Genomic DNA, 16232 nt, shown 5'->3' on the forward strand with positions numbered 1-16232 from the left:
AACAGTGCGCTGATCCACATTCATCGGCTATCGCATTGATTTAACGGAAATTTTATCAGGTGCGAGTTCACAGATATGAACCCGCACTCTCTCCACAAACATGACTTTTTGCTGAACACCAAAGTGTGAACTAGAACGTCAGCCGGTACCCGGAGCCGCGAACTGCGCGGATTGGCAGGGTACAGCGGGTGACACTGCGCACCCGGTTGCGCAGCCGGTGCACCAGCACCTCGATCCGATGGGGATCAAAGCTCCACGGCTGGTCGGTCAGGGCCGCAATCAGCCGATCCCGGCCGACGGTTTCGTCGGGAGAGGCAAAAAGAAGCGACAAAAACGAGCGCTCGGCCTCAGTCAAAGCGAGAACCTGGCCGCTGGGCGCGCGCAGGTTCCAGCCACCGGATTCCAGCTCCCAGCTGGTCGCTGTCACACCGGCGGCGGCGGCTTCCATCACCTGGGCCGGTTCACCCGGCAGGCGGCGGCGCAGGCTGTGCAGTTTGGCGGCCAGCAGTTCGGCCTCGGGCCGCTGCGCCAGGCAGGCATCGGCACCGGCCCACAGGCCCTGGGCCACCCGTTGCGGGGTTTTTGCATCCACCAGCAGCACGATGCCCAGGTCGTCGCGACGACGCAGGTGGCCAACGGTGGTGGAAAGGTCCTCGTCCACCAGGGCGGTATCGATCAGCACCACATCGCAGGGCACGATGGCCAACTCACGGTACAGCGCTGCAATGCTGTCCATCGCGTGTACCTGCGCGCCATAACGCTGAAGCGGCAGGACGACGTCCAGGTTTCCAACAATCCATACCCGTAGCGGCGCCAGAGCCAGCGCCAATGCATCGTCAGCAGCCGACACGTTGTCCAATTCTTGCGTTACCACACAATCTCCCCGCTGTGAGGCACATGACCTTGCCCAATATAGGGGGAATAGTAGCCCAGCGTAATGTCAGTTACTGAGGCATTTCCTACGGAGCTTTCCTACTGCGGTTAAGAAAGACCTGAATCCGCGTCGATAGTGACCCGTGACCGGGATCGCACGGATTTTGTGAAATGCGGGCATGCAGGCACGCGCGCCGGATGCCGGGCGCGGCTCGTCAGTACAGGATCGTCATTACATTTTTGTCGCGCAGGAGAAACGCCCGCGCTGGCCTTGGGCGCTGTTCGGCCCAGACTTTCTGGCGCGCCATGGTCGCCGGCGACGCTGCATGCCGGGCATGGCCCGGTGCCACAGCCGCGCGTGTCTGTGCAGGCGCGGCCGCTGAGCCCTTGCCGAGCAATGCTCGACAAGGGCGGGGCGAGGGCCGCGTTACTCGGCCGGTACGCCCATTTCCTTCAACAGTTCCGGCGCCGGGTAGACCTTGGCCAGCAGCCAGCGCAGGTAGCGCATGTCCACGTGCACCGCGCGCTTGTAACGCGGGTCGAACCACCAGCTGGCGCTGACCGATTCCCAGTTGGAGTCGAAGTTCAGGCCAATCAGCTCGCCCTTGGCGTTGAGCACCGGCGAACCGGAATTGCCGCCGGTGGTATCCAGGTTGGTCAGGAAGTTGACCGTCTGCGTCTTCAGCACCGGGTCGGCGGTGCTGCCGAAATCACCCTTGGCGATTGCATCCAGCAGCGGCCGGGGCGCGTCAAACGGCACGGTGTTGGTGTTCTTCTCGACAATGCCGGCCACGGTGGTAACCGGCGAATAGTTCACTGCGTCACGCGGGTGCAGCGCTTCCACCTTGCCGTAGCCGATGCGCAACGTCCTGTTGGCATCCGGATACACCGCACGGCCCTGCTTTGCGCGCCAATCAAACAGCGCCTGCATGTAGGACGGGCGCAGGCGCAGTTGCTCGCCTTCGCGCTCCTTGCTTTCACGTTCGGCGTTGAGCTGTGCCATCACCAGCGCCGACGCCACCGACACCAGCGCGTCGCCCTCGATGAATCCGCCCTTGCGCGCGGATTCAAAGCGCGACAGGCGCTGCGCTTCATCGCCCAGGCGGGTCTGCGTGTACATCTCGTCCAGGTGCCGCGCCAGCTCGGCCGGGGTACGCCCGAACAGGTTGTCGTAATGGGCATCACGCTGCGCGTCCGGCAGCTGCTGGTAGCGGGTCAGCAGCGCCGTGAGGACGGCCTTCTCCACCGCCGGGTCGTAGCGGCGCTGCACCTGCTTGAGCACGCCTTCGATCAGCGCCTGGTCGCGCTGCTGGTAGCCGCTCTCGCGCTCGGCATCGGGCTTGGCCGATTCGATGCGCAAGCGCTCCAGCAACATGGCCGAGCGCAGCAGCTGGGTCTGGCCGGACATCAGCGTCACCAGGAACTCGCTGGTCTCGGCCTGTTCACCAGCCGCCAGCGAGGCGAACAGCGCATCAATGTCGGCCTTGTAGCGGCTGTCGGTGGCCGCCAGCATCGCCTGCTCGTCCTGTGCGCGCTGGGCCTTGGCATCGCTGCGCAGCAGGCCTTCCAGTTCACCGGCCGCGCGCTTGCGGTTGTTCTTCAGCGATTGCAGCTGCGAGGCATAACGCGTGCGCACATCGGCATTGCCCTTGCCCTGCGCTTCGATGGTGTCGATCAGCTGCTGGAACACCTCCACGCGGCGCGGCAGCACGGTGTCGATCTGGTTGGAGAACTCGGCGGCCGTGCGCAGGCGATAGGTGGTGCCCGGGTAACCGGCCAGCATCGCGTAGTCACCTTCCTTCGGGCCGTCCAGCGACATCTTCAGGTGCGCCGGCGGCTGGTACGGCACGTTGTCCTTGCTGTACGGCGCCGGCTTGCCGTCCTTGCCAACGTAGGCGCGCAGCAAGGTGAAGTCGCCGGTGTGGCGCGGCCACATGAAATTGTCGATCTCATCGCCGTAATTGCCGATGGCACGCGGCGGTGCGTAGACCAGGCGGATGTCGGTCAGTTCCAGCTGGCGGATGCGGTAGAAATCGGTGCCGTAGTACATGTTGGCCACCGAGCAGCGCACGCCGCCTTCGGCCTCGCAGTCGGCGACGATGCGCTTGCGTGCGTTTTCCACCGCGTCGTAGTAGGCACGGCCGGTCTTGCCGCGGGCGTCCTTGAGCACATCGTCGGTGACCTTGTCGAAGCCCACCGTCACCAGCACCCGGTAGTCCGGATTGGCGGCGCGCTCATCGGCGCGGCCCTGGGCGATGAAACCTTCGTTGATGGTGTCGTGTTCCTTGCTGGCGTTGTACTGGATCACGCCATAGGCCACATGGTGGTTGGTCAACAGCAGGCCATCGCCGGACACGAACGCGCCGGTGCCGCCGCCCACCCGCACCACGGCGCTCAACGGCGGCGCGGTGACATCGGCCAGCTCCTTCGGGTCACCGTTGAAACCTGCTTCCTTCAACGTTTTTGCCAACTCCGGCAACTGAGTGGGCATCCACATGCCCTCATTGGCGTTGGCGGCGGCAGCCAGGCTCATGCCCAGCACCAGCGCGGCGGTAAGCGGTTTGCGCGTCATTGGAACTCCAGCGGATTACAGAACAGGGATGGACAGTAGCGATGGCTGGCAGGCGGAGCAACCGCCAGCGGTCATGAAATGACCGACGGGAAACAGCACCGCGCCATTTCTGACGCGGCCCTGCGCCACCGCAAGGCCCGGGCCTTGCCCTGATGCTTGATCGCGGCGCGCCGCCCGGCGCAACCGTTTCAGCCCTGCCGCCGCGCACCTACAATCGGCGGTCAATCAGAACAGGGGCATCAAGGATGATCGTCGGTATTGATCTGGGCACCACGCACTCGTTGATCGGCATGCACCGTGCCGAGGGCCCGGTGCTTTTTTCCAATCCACACGGGCAGGTGCTGACGCCATCAGTGGTCAGCCTTGCCGATGATGGCGCCGTGCTGGTCGGGCAGGCCGCATGTGATCGCCTGATCAGCCACCCGGGGGCAAGCGTGGCCCACTTCAAACGCTGGATGGGCACCCAGCGTGAAACCCGCCTGGGCGACCATGGCTTCCGCCCGGAAGAACTGTCGGCGCTGGTGCTGCGCACGCTGCTGGCCGATGCCGAAGCCGCGCTCGGCCACAAGGTCGAAGAAGCGGTGATCAGCGTGCCGGCCTATTTTTCCGATGCACAACGCAAGGCCACGCGCGCGGCCGGTGAACTGGCCGGTATCCGCGTCGAACGCCTGATCAACGAACCCACCGCCGCTGCATTGGCCTATGGCCTGCAGCAGCGCGACCAGGAAGGACGCATCCTGGTGCTGGACCTGGGCGGCGGCACGTTCGATGTCTCCATCCTGGAGCTGTTCGAAGGCATCGTCGAAGTACACGCCAGTGCCGGCGACAACTTCCTCGGCGGCGAGGATTTCCTGCAGGTGCTGCTGCAGGCATTCAAGCGCGACCTGCAGTTGGATACCGCCACGCTGGACAGTGTTGAACAGGCGCAGCTGATGCAGCGCCTGGAACAACTCAAGCGCGAAATCAGCGCGCGCAGCGAAGCCCAGCTGGACATCACCCTGGGCGGCCGCGAGCTGCAATGGAGCATCGAGGAATCACGCTACGCACAGTTGTGCGAACCGCTGCTGCAGCGCATGCGAGCACCGATCGAGCGCGCCATCCGTGATGCCCGGCTCAAGCCCGAGGCGCTGGATGACATCATCCTGGTCGGCGGTGCCGCACGCATGCCGATGGTCAGCCGCCTGGCCACACGCATGTTCGGCCGGCTGCCGTTGCGCCATATCAATCCCGACCAGGCCATTGCCCTGGGTGCGGCCGTCGCGGCGGGCATGAAGGCACGCGACAGCGCGCTGCAGGAAATCGTGCTCACCGATGTCTGCCCTTACACGCTGGGCACGCAGGTCTCGCGGACGGGGCCGGACGGCAAGGAACGCACCGGCTATTTCCACCCCATCATCCAACGCAACAGCGTGGTGCCGGTCAGCCGTGAGGATGTTTTCCACCCGATCCGCGACGAGCAGAGATTCCTGCGCATTGATGTCTACCAGGGTGAAAGCCCAACCGTGGACAAGAACATCAAGCTCGGCGAACTGCAGATACCGCTGACCACCAGCGACGGCGACCGCTCGGTGACCACGCGCTTCACCTATGACGTGGATGGCATCCTGCAGGTGGAAGTCACCGAAAACGCCACCGGCAAGCGCCACGAACTGGTGCTGGAGCAGAACCCCGGCGTGCTGGCACCGGAGCAGATCCGCCAGCGCCTGCAGGCCCTGGATGCGCTCAAGATCCACCCGCGCGAGCAGCAACCCAACCTTGCGTTGCTGGCCCGCACCGAGCGCATGTATTCCGAATACGTCGATCGGCGCGACCAGTTGCAGAACTGGCTGCTGCAGTTCCGCGAAGTGCTGGAAAGCCAGGACGTACAGCGCGTTGAGCGGCACCGCCGTGAACTCAGCCGCGCCCTGGACGAGCTGGAGGGCGTGTTTTGAACCGGGCACTGGAGATGCTGGAACTGGACCAGGACGCCGACGAACGGGCGATCAAGCGCGCCTATGCACGGCTGCTGCGCAGCAACCGCCCCGATGATGATCCCGATGCCTTCCAGCGATTGAACGAGGCGTACAAGAGCGCATTGAGCTGGGCGCAGTTCCGGTCAACCCTGGACCAGGAAGCGGCAGATGAAGCACCCACGCCAACCAGGGACTGCGATGACAACCTTGGTCTTCATGTGGTGGCAATGGCTGATCCGGCCGACAGCGCACAGAGCGAACACTCCGCTTTTGAAGCGCTACCTTGGCGGCAGGAGGTAGCGCCCCCTTCGGTCCTGCCTGCCAAGGGGAACGACGAGCATCCACCAGAGCAGCAGCCTACCCCCACATTTTCCCCGGAACTCCCCGTCCCCCCGGCTCTACCTGTGCAGTTGGGCGCGCCTGTACCACTTGATGTGGAGGGGCTCTGCGAAACCATCATCGAGCGTACTCGCACGTACTCGCCATCCGATCTGGAGCATTGGCTGAGCGCACTTCCAGAGCTCTGGCTGCTACGCGACAAATCGCAGGTTGGCGCACTCCTGCAGTGGAAATTGTTTGAGGGCGAGTACGCGCTCCGGGAAAGCAATTTTGACGTACTCGCCCGCTACTTCCGCTGGGATGAAATCGGTAGTGGCCTGGATCCAATGGATGCAGCCTTGTACCGCCATCGCATGCATCGCTCCTGGATGCTGCAACCCTATGGACAAGGCGACCTTGGCAGATATCTGCGCAGCAACGGGCTGCCGTTCACCTCAGAACAGGTCCACCGCTATATGCAGTATCTGCGTCGGCCGTGGCGATCCAGGCAGTCACTCTGCACCGCCATCCCCCCGTGGCGTACGGTCGGGATGAATCACCTTCTGGAGAAACTGCAGATCCATGATGACCAAAATGTTCCTCCCCCACTGGTACCGGAACAGGTCGCATTCTGGCTGGCGATAAAAAGCAGTCAAATGTCGGCACAGCGTTTCATGCTGGCATTGCTGCGGAGCGCCTCAGCTGGCCTTGCACTCTTGGCAATGGCCATCATGCTGTGGTTGGTCATCCAGCTGTTCCTACCTTCCAGCGCCGCGGTGTCATTGAGCAGCGCTCTGAAAGTGGGCCTATGGGGAGCCGGAGCACTCGTTGCAGCAAGCGCACTGCTACCCATCTGGCAAGTGCTGATGCGCTGGATATCCGCCGACGAGAACCCCAGTCAGCCCCATCCGCTACTGCGTTTGTGGCTCATACCCATGCTTGCGATCGTCAGCGTTGCCGTGACCCACTTGGCCGATCAACGTTTTGCCGGGTGCGTCCTGGCATGGCTCGCGCTATGGATGGCTACCCTCCGACTTTGGCGGCGTGGCCGGCACACGTGGAAGTTGAATCTCGATATCCGAGGATGGCTTTGCATCCTTTTCTTCGTGGCCCTTCCTGCAATGAAAATACTGTTCCTCGTGCTCTTCTTCGGCGAGCTCGCGGCCATCGGCGCAGTTCTACTCTGGCTGCGGGATGCGTGGCTGCGCGTGAGAAAAACCTGCTGACGGTGCTTTCCAGCACACCGTCTGCAGGTTCACCGCACTTCGACCAACTTTTCTTGTGGTCCCTTTCGGGTGGCAATGCTGCATGGCCACCCCACCCTCCTGGCATCCGTCGGCCCTTGAACATCCGCCAATGACGCGCGTTACTTCTCCGTGCGCCAGTTCACCGAGCCGCGGTTTTCCACCGTGGACGATTCCACTTCAATGTCGAAGCCGCGGCGCAGCAGGTATTTCAGCGTCAGCACCGAGCCGCTGCCGACCAACGACACGCCATAGCCCACGTAGAGCTTGGGCGTGATGTATTTGCCCACGCCGATCACCGAACCGCCCAGCGCGCGCGACTGGCTGACGCCGGCATCATCCAGGCCCAGCTTGGCGCCGACCTGCGCTGCCAGCAGCCCGCTGCCCGCCGACAACGCCGCCGACGCCGCGTTGACCTGCTGTGCCTGGTCGCTGCTGGCCATGCTCAAACTGCGGCCCAGCACCAGGTAGGCCAGCGACTCGGATTGCGACATCGCCGGGTCCGACCACACGTCCACCTTCGGCGCCTGCGCGCGGCCGGTGACGTGGATGCCGGCGGTGATGTCGCCGATCTCACGCTCGGCCTTGATGTTGATGCGCGGGTCCGAAACGATGCCGTAGTTCCACAGCAGCTGGCCGTCGGTGATGGTCAGGTCCTGGCCGTAGGCCTTGTAGCGGCCGCTCACTTCCAGCCCGCCGTTGGCGGTCATCTCGCGGCCGGGCCGTGCACGCACCTGCATGCGCCCGGTCAACGCGCCCTTCAGGCCAAAGCCGGTCATCTTGACCTTGTCGCCAAGGCTGACGGTCAGGTCCATGTCCAGCGGCGAGGACGGGCCTTCTTCCGGGTCCACCGGGTCCAGCACCACCACGTCCTCGGACACGGACGTGCCCAGGTCCAGGCGCTCCAGGTCCAGGTCGGCCTCGGGCACATGCACGCTGCCACGCAGTTCCATCGCGGTGCCGGCCAGGGTGAAGTTCAGGTCCGGGTTGGCCACCACGCGCAGTTCGCTGGTGTTGGACAACAGCACCTTGTCACCGGAGATATGCAGCTGCAGCGGCTGGGCGTCGCCAAACCACGACAGTCCGCCATCCACCTTCAACGCCCCCTCACCGCCGGTCTTTGCCGAGGCGTTGATGCGCGCCGAACCGTCAGGCTGGGCGATGAAGGTGGCGGCGCCTTCGCTCAGGGTCAGGCCCAGCGCAGGCAGTTCGCCGGTGAAGTCACTGAGCTTGGCGTCACCGCCCAGGGTCGGCTGCGAACGGGTGCCACGCAGGCTCACGTGGCCTTCGATCAAGCCCTTGGGCCGCACCAGGTCCGGCGAGAACAACTCCAGCCAGTACAGCCGTGACATGTTGAGATACAGCTCGCCGTTGAGCGCGGCCCCCGGCTCCCAGCCGGTCTGCACCTTGGCATCGACAAAGCCGTCGCCCTGGAAACCAACACCGAGATAGCCCTTGATGCTGTTCGGCAGCAGGTCCACGTTGAGCGAGAAGTGGTCATAGCGCACCAGCTCACCGCGGGCGTTGTCGCCCAGGCGGATACCGCCCTCTGCCGAGGCCACCTTGAAACCACCCTCGAATGTGTTGCCGCGCGGACGAAGCTCGCCATCCAGGGTGACTTCGCCACGCAGGTACAGGCGGCGGCCTTCGTTCGGCGGCAGCCACGGTTGCACCAGTGCCAGCGGCAAGGCATCGCCACGCAACTTGAGGCCCTCACGCGGCCAGTTGGCGCTCACGCACAGTGCGCCGCCGGTTTCCGAACCCAGGCAGGCATCGCCCAGGGTGAAACTGCTGCCCTGCACGTTGAAATCCGCCGGCTGCCGCAGTTGCCAGGACGCGCCCTTGACCGGCGCAATCCGCAGCGACGCCAGTTCGCCACGCCACGCCTGCCCGGCCTGACGCACGCTGCCGCCCAGTGCAATTGCCCCCAGCTCGTTGCGAGTGTCGGCCTCCAGGCGCAGGTTCTGCACACTGCCGCGCGCATCCACGCGCACGCTGTCCAGCAGCATGCCCACTTCCACCGCACTGCCCTGCAACTGCAGGCTGCCGTTGTCGCCCTTCCACGGCAGTTGGCCGTTGATGCTGACCTGGCCGGCCTTCCAGTCATCCCACTGCAGGCCATTGCCCTGCAGGTCGGCGGTGATGTCCGGCTGCTCCGGTGTGCCCCGCAGCCGCAATGTGCCCGCCAGGCTGCCACTGGCCCCCGGCAACAGATCGGCCAGGTGCAACGGCTCCAGCTGTGCATCCACATCCAGGCGCTGGCCGACCTTGCCCTTGGCTTCGATGCGGCTCTCGCCCACCACCAGGCGCACGTCGCCTTCGCCCTGGGTGCCCTGCAGCGCAATCTTGGCGCGTGCATCCACGCTGCGGCCACGCAGCCTGCCCTTGAGCTGCGGCATGTCCACGGTGGCTTCAAAGCGCATCTCGTCGGTGCCGGCCGGCGACGGCAGCTGCTTGCCGGTGGAAGCCAGCGCGCCGGACAGGTTGCCTTCCCAGCCCGGCAGGAAGTAACCGGGGTCGAAGCTGGCCAGCGTGGCATCCACTTCCCAGCTCACGGCCGGCGCCCAGGCGGCGGAGCCGGTCAGGTCCAGCGAACCACCCGGCGTGGTCGCCTTGAGTTGTTCGATGCGAGCCTGCTGGTCGTTGCCGCGCACGTCGAAATCGAGGCTGGCGTCCTGCGCTTCGCGGGCCACATCGGCCTTGCCGATTGCCGCCCAGTTCTTGAGATTGCCGGCCACGCCCAGCCGCGCTTCCTTCAGGTGCATCGGCACCGGCGGCGCGCTGTCCGGCGCGGTGGGATCCGGCGCGGGTGTCCAGGTCAGCTGGTTGGCCACCACCGCAAAGCGGAAGCCGGGGTTCTGCGCATCACTGAAATCAGCGGTGCCCTGCAGCCGCACGCTGCCACCGAAGACCTCGGCCACCAGCGGTGCAACCGTCAACACCTGCTTGTCGATGGCGACGTTGGACGGCGCCAGCACCAGTTCGTTCCCCCCCTGGCGTACCCGCCCCTGCAACTGCGCCTGGCCGCCACGGCCACGCGCGGTGAAATCCAGCGCCAGCGGCGCGGGGGCTTCGGCCATGAACTGCGCCGGCACCAGTTGCCCCAGGTCCAGCGCTTCCGAACGCGCGGCAACATTCCACACCGGGTCGCTGCGGCCATCCAGGATCAGGCTGGCATGCAGCGGCTTGGGTGCGTAGCCGGCCAGCGCCACTTCCATGTGCGCCAGGTCGCCACGCGCCACCAGGCCCAGCCGTGCCGCGGGCTGGCCGGGGCGCGCCGGCATCAGCGCGCGCACGGTGAGGTCGGTTTCGTAATCGTTGCGCGGCAGGTAATGGCCGTCGATGCGGAAATCACCCAGGTTGCTGTTGACCTTGATCTGGGTGGCGCGGAACTCGCCATCGGCCGCTTCCAGCCCGCCGCGGATGCGGGTGATGTCGATCACCGGCGCCTGCATCTGGCTGATGCGCAGGCCATCGACCACGATGGTGTCGGCCTGCAGGGCCAGCGGCAGTTCGATGGCCGGCAGCACATCCGGCCAGTTGGGCAGCTCGAAAGGCGTGTCTTCCGACGGCCCCAGTTCCAGCGTGGCATCGGTGATGCGCAGCGCGTCCAGGCGCAGCTTGCGGCCCAGCAGCGGGCGGATGTCCGGGTCCAGGTAGGCCTGTTTGGCGGTGAAATGCAGGTCTTCGTAGCGGAAGTCGAGGTCGTGCAGGATCAGCGGCCCGGCCAAGGGGCCATCGGCCTTGCTCCAGGTCAGCGACGAATTGGCCGGCAGGCGCGCCACCACCTGCGCCAGCAGCACCTCGCGCCCGGCCACGGTCTGCAGCAGCCAATACAGTGCAAACAAGCCCAGCAACACCAGCGCGGTGAGGGTGATGCCGCTGCGCACGGCCAGCTTGCGCAGGCGCGCCTTGCGCCTGGCGCGCAGTTCGGCGATACGCGCTTCGCGCTCTTCGGGGCTTACCTCATCAGGGCGGCGGCTCACAGGTCAGCTCCGATGTTCAGGTACAGCTGGAAGGCCGAATCCGGGCTGTTCAAACCACGGGCGATGTCGATGCGGACGGGCCCCACCGGGGATTTCCAGCGCACGCCCAGGCCCACGCCGGTGTGCAGGTCGATGGTGTTGTCAAAGGCACTGCCGGTGTCGACGAACACCGCCGCGCCCCACGGGCCGCCGTTGAAGTAGTGCTCGTACTCGGCCGAGCCGACCACCAGGTGCTTGGCACCCAGCGCGTACTTGTCCGGCGGCGGCGTGCGCGGGCCCACTTCGCGGTAGGCGTAACCACGGATGGAGCGGTCACCACCGGCGAAGTAGCGCAGGCTCGGCGGCATCGACACCAGGTCGCTGGTCCAGGTGGTGCCGGCCTGGCCGCGCAGGATCAGGCGGTCGGCGTTGCCCACCGGGATGTACCAGCGCAGCGTCATGTCAGCCTGGACAAAGCTGGTGTCCGAACCGGCCCCTTCAATGCCGCCGCGCATGGTGGCGTTGCCGCTGATGCCGCTGCGCGGGAAGCCCTCGTCGTCCACGTTGACGTAATCGGCGGTCAACTGCGGGTAGACCAGCGTGGAGTACTGGTACTCCGTCCGGTTCTGGCCGTTGCCGGTGTTGTAGCCCCAACGCTCGCGCAGTGCGTTCATCGACACGATGGCGGTCCAGAACTCGTTGATCTCGCCGCTGCGGCTGGCGATGAGCTTGACGTTGCGCAGGTCGATGTAGTCGGTCTGCTCGTCATAGGCGCTGATCGCGTAGGTGTACCAGCCATCCAGCCAGCGGAAGCCCGGCACGCGGTAGCTGGTGATCAGGCTCTTGCGCCGCTGCGCGTAATCCAGCTGCGTGTTGAGCTTGTGGCCACGACGGTTGACGTAGCGGCGCTCCACGCCGCCGCGCACACCGGCGCCGCTCTCGCTGCCGTAGCTGACACCGGCGGTGTAGATGGTGCGCTTGGCCTTGGTCAGCTTCACGTTCACCGGCACATCGCCGTTTTCATTGGCCTGTTCGGGGTGCGGCTGGATGTCGATGACGCTGAAATAGTCGAGCTTGGTCAGCGACTCGCGCAGGCGGTCCAGCTTGCCCTCGTGCCAGTAGCTGCCCTCTTTCCAGTACACCAGCGGGTCGAACAGGCCCGGGCGGAAGTAGTCTTCCTCGAAGGCGATGGCCCCCATGTTGTAACGGCGGCCACTGTCCCAGCTGAGGAAAATATCGGCCGCGTTCTCGGCCCGGGTGACTTCCACCTTGCGCTGGGTGAAATCGGCGTCGAAATAGCCACGCTCGGCCAGCCGCCGGGTGATGGTGACCTTGCTGGCCTCGTAACTCACCGAGTCGAACGCCTGCCCCTGTTTTGGCGTGAACGCCTCCAGGTCATCCTGCAGGTAGCGGTCGCGCGAGGCCGGGCCGGTGATGACCACTTCCTCCTGCCGCACCTTGATCTGCTGCCCCTTGTCCACCTGGATCACCACCCGCAGGTTGTCGCCCTCGCGCGGGGCCTCCACGGTGATGGTGGGGTTGTAGTAGCCGAACGGCTCCAGCGCCTGCCGGGTCTGCCGCTCGGCCTGCGAGAGCAGGTACTCCAGCCGCGATTCGCCCTGGACCTTGCCGATTGCGTCGTACAGCGACAGCGAGACCTCGATGTTTTCAAGGAGCGCGGCATCATCGCCCTTGTCCAGCCCCTTGATGTCCACCTTCTGGACGGTGCCACGGGCATGGGCGAGGGGCGCTGCCAAAAACAACGTGGCAATCAGGAGTGAACGTGCGATTCGGGATGGCTGCATGGCGAGCAGGATACCGGGCTAAACATGACCAGCAAAATCACAATGCTGTAACGCAACAACAGCTATTGCGCCAAATCTCCTGCGCCCTGCGGCAAGCCGGGTGCAAGCGAGCAAGCCCACCCGACGACGTGCAGCAGCAAGCCTGCGCAGGAGCCGCCTTGGCCGCGAAGCTCACAATGTTCGCGCAAAAGCCTGCACCCTGCCGCGCCGGCCTTGTCCGATGCGGATAGTGCGTGCCTTCAGATTCGCTGGTTTCGCGGCCAAGGCCGCTCCTGCGCGGCGATTCCATGCAGCCATGCGCAGCGCGCGTCATCTTTCAGAACAGGCAAAAACGAAGGCCCGCTTGCGCGGGCCTTCGTTGCAACAGCATCCGCAGTGCGCAATCAGCTGGACAGGTGCTCGATGGCGGCCACGCTGCCCAGGCGGTCGCCCAGGGTGCGCAGCAGCGCCAGGCGGTTGCCGCGCAGTGCAAGGTCTTCGGCGTTGACCATGACGTTGTCGAAGAACGCGTCCACCTGCGGGCGCAGGCGGGCCAGGCGGCCGAGCACGGCCACGTAGTCCTTCTGTGCCAGTGCGGCGCCGGTGTCATCGATGGCCGCGGCCACGGCTTCGGCCAGTTCGCTTTCAGCCGGCTCGCGCAGCAACGATGCATCGATGCTGCCCGGAATATCGCCTTCGGCCTTGCGCAGGATGTTGCGGATGCGCTTGTTGGCTGCCGCCAGTGCTTCAGCTTCCGGCAACTGGGCAAACGTGCCGATGGCATCGATGCGGCGGTCGAAGTCGTACAGCGAGGCCGGCTTCAATTCGGCCACGGCATTGAAGTGCGTGGCCGGCACGCCCTTGTCGGCGTAGTAGCCCTTCAGGCGGTCGATGATGAAGTCGTAGAGTTCTTGAGCCAGCGTCTCAGGTTCTTCAGCCAGCGGCGTCACAGCTGCCGACTTGGTGTCGATGCCTTCGACCTCAAGCTTCTTCAGTTTCTCGACCGCCCTGTTGGCCTCCAGCGCAACCGTCGAACTCCTGATTTCGTAGGCCGAACTCAGCAGCAATTGCCGCAAGTCCAGATCAAACCCCGACTCAATCACCGTCCGCGCCAAGCCCAAAGCATTGCGGCGCAACGCAAACGGATCCTTGTTGCCGGTCGGCTTCAAGCCAGCGGCAAAACCACCGGCCAACGTATCCAGGCGCTCGGCAATCGCCAGCACCTTGCCCAGCGGCGACAGTGCGATGTCATCACCGCCGAAGCGCGGCTGGTAGGCCTCGTCGATCGCCAAGGCCACAGCCGGCGATTCGCCACCGGCCAGCGCGTAATGGCGACCGGCGATGCCCTGCAGTTCCGGGAACTCGTTGACCATGCGCGACTGCAGGTCGTTCTTGGCCAGCTCGGCGGCACGCTTGGCCTGCACCGGGTCGGCGCCCACCTGCGTGGCGATGACCTGCGCCAGCGCGCTCACGCGCTGCACCTTGTCGGCCACGCTGCCGAGCTTGGCCTGGTAGGTAACGGTCTTCAAACCGTCGCCCATCGACACCAGGCCCTGCTTCAGGTCTTCGTCAAAGAAGAACTTGGCATCGGAGAAACGCGGGCGAATCACGCGCTCGTAGCCCTTGGAAACCTCGGCCACGTCCCTGGATTCGATGTTGGCGATGCCGATGAACTTCTCGGTCAGCTTGCCGCTGTCATCCAGCACCGGGAAGAACTTCTGGTTGATCTCCATCGTCTCGATCAACGCTTCCTGCGGCACGGCCAGGAACTCGCGCTCGAAGCTGCACAGCACCGCTGCCGGCCACTCGACCAGGTTGACCACCTGCTCCAGGTTGTCCTCGGTGATGCGCGCCACGCCGCCGGCCTGCGCCGCTGCGGCGTTGACCTCGGCGACGATGCGCTCACGGCGTGCGTCGGCATCGACCAGCACATTGGCGGCCTGCAGCGACTGGATGTAATCCCCCGGATTGCTCAACCACACCTGCTTGTCGGCCATGAAACGGTGGCCGCGGCTCATGCGGTCGGATTTCAGGCCCAGCAGCTCGGCGTCCACCACATCATTGCCGTGCAGCAGCACCAGCCAGTGCACCGGGCGGGCGAAGGCGTATTCGTGGTTGCCCCAGCGCATCGGCTTGGGGATGGGCATGGCGGCGATGGCCTCGCGCAGGATCTCCGGCAGCAGCGCGGCGGTCTTCGCGCCCGGGCTGACCGAACGCAACACAAAGCGCTCGCCCTTGGCGTCGGTGGTGCGCTCCAGCGCGGTCCAGTTGATACCGGCCTTGGCGGCAAAACCCTGCAGCGCCTTGGTCGGCTCACCATTGGCATCCAGGGCGATATTCAAATACGGGCCGAACACTTCCGAATGCTGCTCGGGCTGTTCGGTTTCCACGCCCGGCAGCAGCACGGCCAGGCGGCGCGGCGTGGACAGCGGCTTGGCGTCGTCGCGCTCGAAGGCGATGCCGCGCTTGGCCAGCCCGTCGATCACGCCATCAAAAAAGGCTTGCGCCAGACCCGGCAGCGCCTTGACCGGCAGCTCTTCCACGCCCAGCTCGATCAGCAGCGGTTGCATGCTCATGCCTGCACCTCCTTGGCGGCCACCGCTTCCAGGCGCTTGCCCTCGTACAACTTGGCCACGGCCTGGGCCAGCGCGCGCACGCGCAGGATGTAGCGCTGACGCTCAGTCACCGAGATGGCGCGGCGCGCGTCAAGCAGGTTGAACGAATGCGATGCCTTGCAGACCTGTTCGTAGGCCGGCAACGGCAGGCCCACTTCAATCAGCTTCTGCGCTTCTTTCTCGCAGGCGTCGAAGCGGTGGAACATTTCTTCCACGTCGGCGTACTCGAAGTTGTAGGTGCTCTGCTCCACCTCGTTCTGGTGGTAGACATCGCCATAGCTGACCGGGGTGCCGTCCGGGCCGTAGGTCCAGATCAGGTCATAGACGTTGTCGCAGTTCTGCAGGTACATGCACAGCCGCTCCAGGCCGTAGGTGATCTCGCCCAGCACCGGCTTGCACTCCAGGCCGCCGGCTTGCTGGAAGTAGGTGAACTGGGTGACTTCCATGCCGTTGAGCCAGACTTCCCAGCCCAGGCCCCAGGCGCCGAGCGTCGGCGATTCCCAGTTGTCCTCGACAAAGCGCAGGTCGTGCACCAGCGGGTCGATGCCCAGCGCCTTGAGCGAATCCAGATACAGCTGCTGGATGTTGTCCGGGCTCGGCTTCATCGCCACCTGGTACTGGTAGTAGCGCTGCAGGCGGTTGGGGTTTTCGCCGTAACGACCATCGGTGGGACGGCGCGAGGGCTGCACGTAGGCGGCGTTCCAGCTTTCCGGGCCGATCGAGCGCAGGAAGGTAGCCGGGTGGAAGGTGCCGGCGCCCACTTCCAGGTCCAGCGGCTGGATCAACACGCAACCCTGCTTTGCCCAGTATTCGTTGAGGGTCTGGATCAGGCCCTGGAAGGTAATCGGAACGTTGGGGGTCGCGGACATGCTGCCTGAGCCGTGCAAAGGGGTGCGCTAGTATAGCGAC

The 16232-nt window shown here is 65.1% G+C and carries 8 protein-coding genes; 2 read left to right on the top strand and 6 right to left on the bottom strand.

Going from position 1 to position 16232, the window contains the following annotated elements; all coding sequences use genetic code 11:
• Window positions 1–130: 130 nt before the first annotated feature.
• Both ACVOLO_RS02280 and ACVOLO_RS02285 read right to left on the bottom strand, forming a co-directional pair.
• The gene (locus ACVOLO_RS02280) at window positions 131–850 is read right to left on the bottom strand and encodes a winged helix-turn-helix domain-containing protein (protein WP_481568654.1); all 720 of its coding nucleotides are present in this window, start codon (window positions 848–850) and stop codon (window positions 131–133) included.
• 450 nt (window positions 851–1300) lie between these two features.
• On the bottom strand, window positions 1301–3445 hold the full coding sequence (locus ACVOLO_RS02285) for a S46 family peptidase (RefSeq protein WP_481568655.1): 2145 nt from the start codon (window positions 3443–3445) through the stop codon (window positions 1301–1303).
• 245 nt (window positions 3446–3690) lie between these two features.
• Here ACVOLO_RS02285 and ACVOLO_RS02290 point away from each other — a divergent pair, with 245 nt between their 5' ends.
• Complete coding sequence (locus ACVOLO_RS02290; RefSeq protein ID WP_481568656.1) at window positions 3691–5376, top strand: Hsp70 family protein; 1686 nt, start codon at window positions 3691–3693, stop codon at window positions 5374–5376.
• Window positions 5373–6941, top strand: coding sequence for a J domain-containing protein (locus ACVOLO_RS02295; protein ID WP_481568657.1), 1569 nt, complete (start codon window positions 5373–5375; stop codon window positions 6939–6941). Before ACVOLO_RS02290 ends, ACVOLO_RS02295 begins: the two co-directional genes overlap by 4 nt.
• A gap of 140 nt (window positions 6942–7081) precedes the next feature.
• On the opposite strand, the gene ACVOLO_RS02300 is transcribed toward ACVOLO_RS02295, so the two are convergent.
• The 4 genes from ACVOLO_RS02300 to glyQ all read right to left on the bottom strand — a co-directional run bounded on the left by ACVOLO_RS02300 (window position 7082) and on the right by glyQ (window position 16192).
• Window positions 7082–10897: a translocation/assembly module TamB domain-containing protein gene (locus tag ACVOLO_RS02300; protein ID WP_481568676.1), complete on the bottom strand. Its 3816-nt coding sequence runs from the start codon at window positions 10895–10897 to the stop codon at window positions 7082–7084.
• Window positions 10898–10941: 44 nt separating this feature from the next.
• Window positions 10942–12729 (bottom strand): autotransporter assembly complex protein TamA, encoded by a 1788-nt coding sequence (locus ACVOLO_RS02305; RefSeq protein WP_481568658.1) that lies wholly within the window; start codon window positions 12727–12729, stop codon window positions 10942–10944.
• 383 nt (window positions 12730–13112) lie between these two features.
• On the bottom strand, window positions 13113–15284 hold the full coding sequence (gene glyS / locus ACVOLO_RS02310) for a glycine--tRNA ligase subunit beta (RefSeq protein ID WP_481568659.1): 2172 nt from the start codon (window positions 15282–15284) through the stop codon (window positions 13113–13115).
• Window positions 15281–16192: a glycine--tRNA ligase subunit alpha gene (glyQ, locus tag ACVOLO_RS02315; protein ID WP_481568660.1), complete on the bottom strand. Its 912-nt coding sequence runs from the start codon at window positions 16190–16192 to the stop codon at window positions 15281–15283. The genes glyS and glyQ overlap by 4 nt, the downstream gene beginning before the upstream one ends.
• Window positions 16193–16232: the final 40 nt, after the last annotated feature.

This window comes from Stenotrophomonas sp. STEN056 (assembly GCF_056759635.1).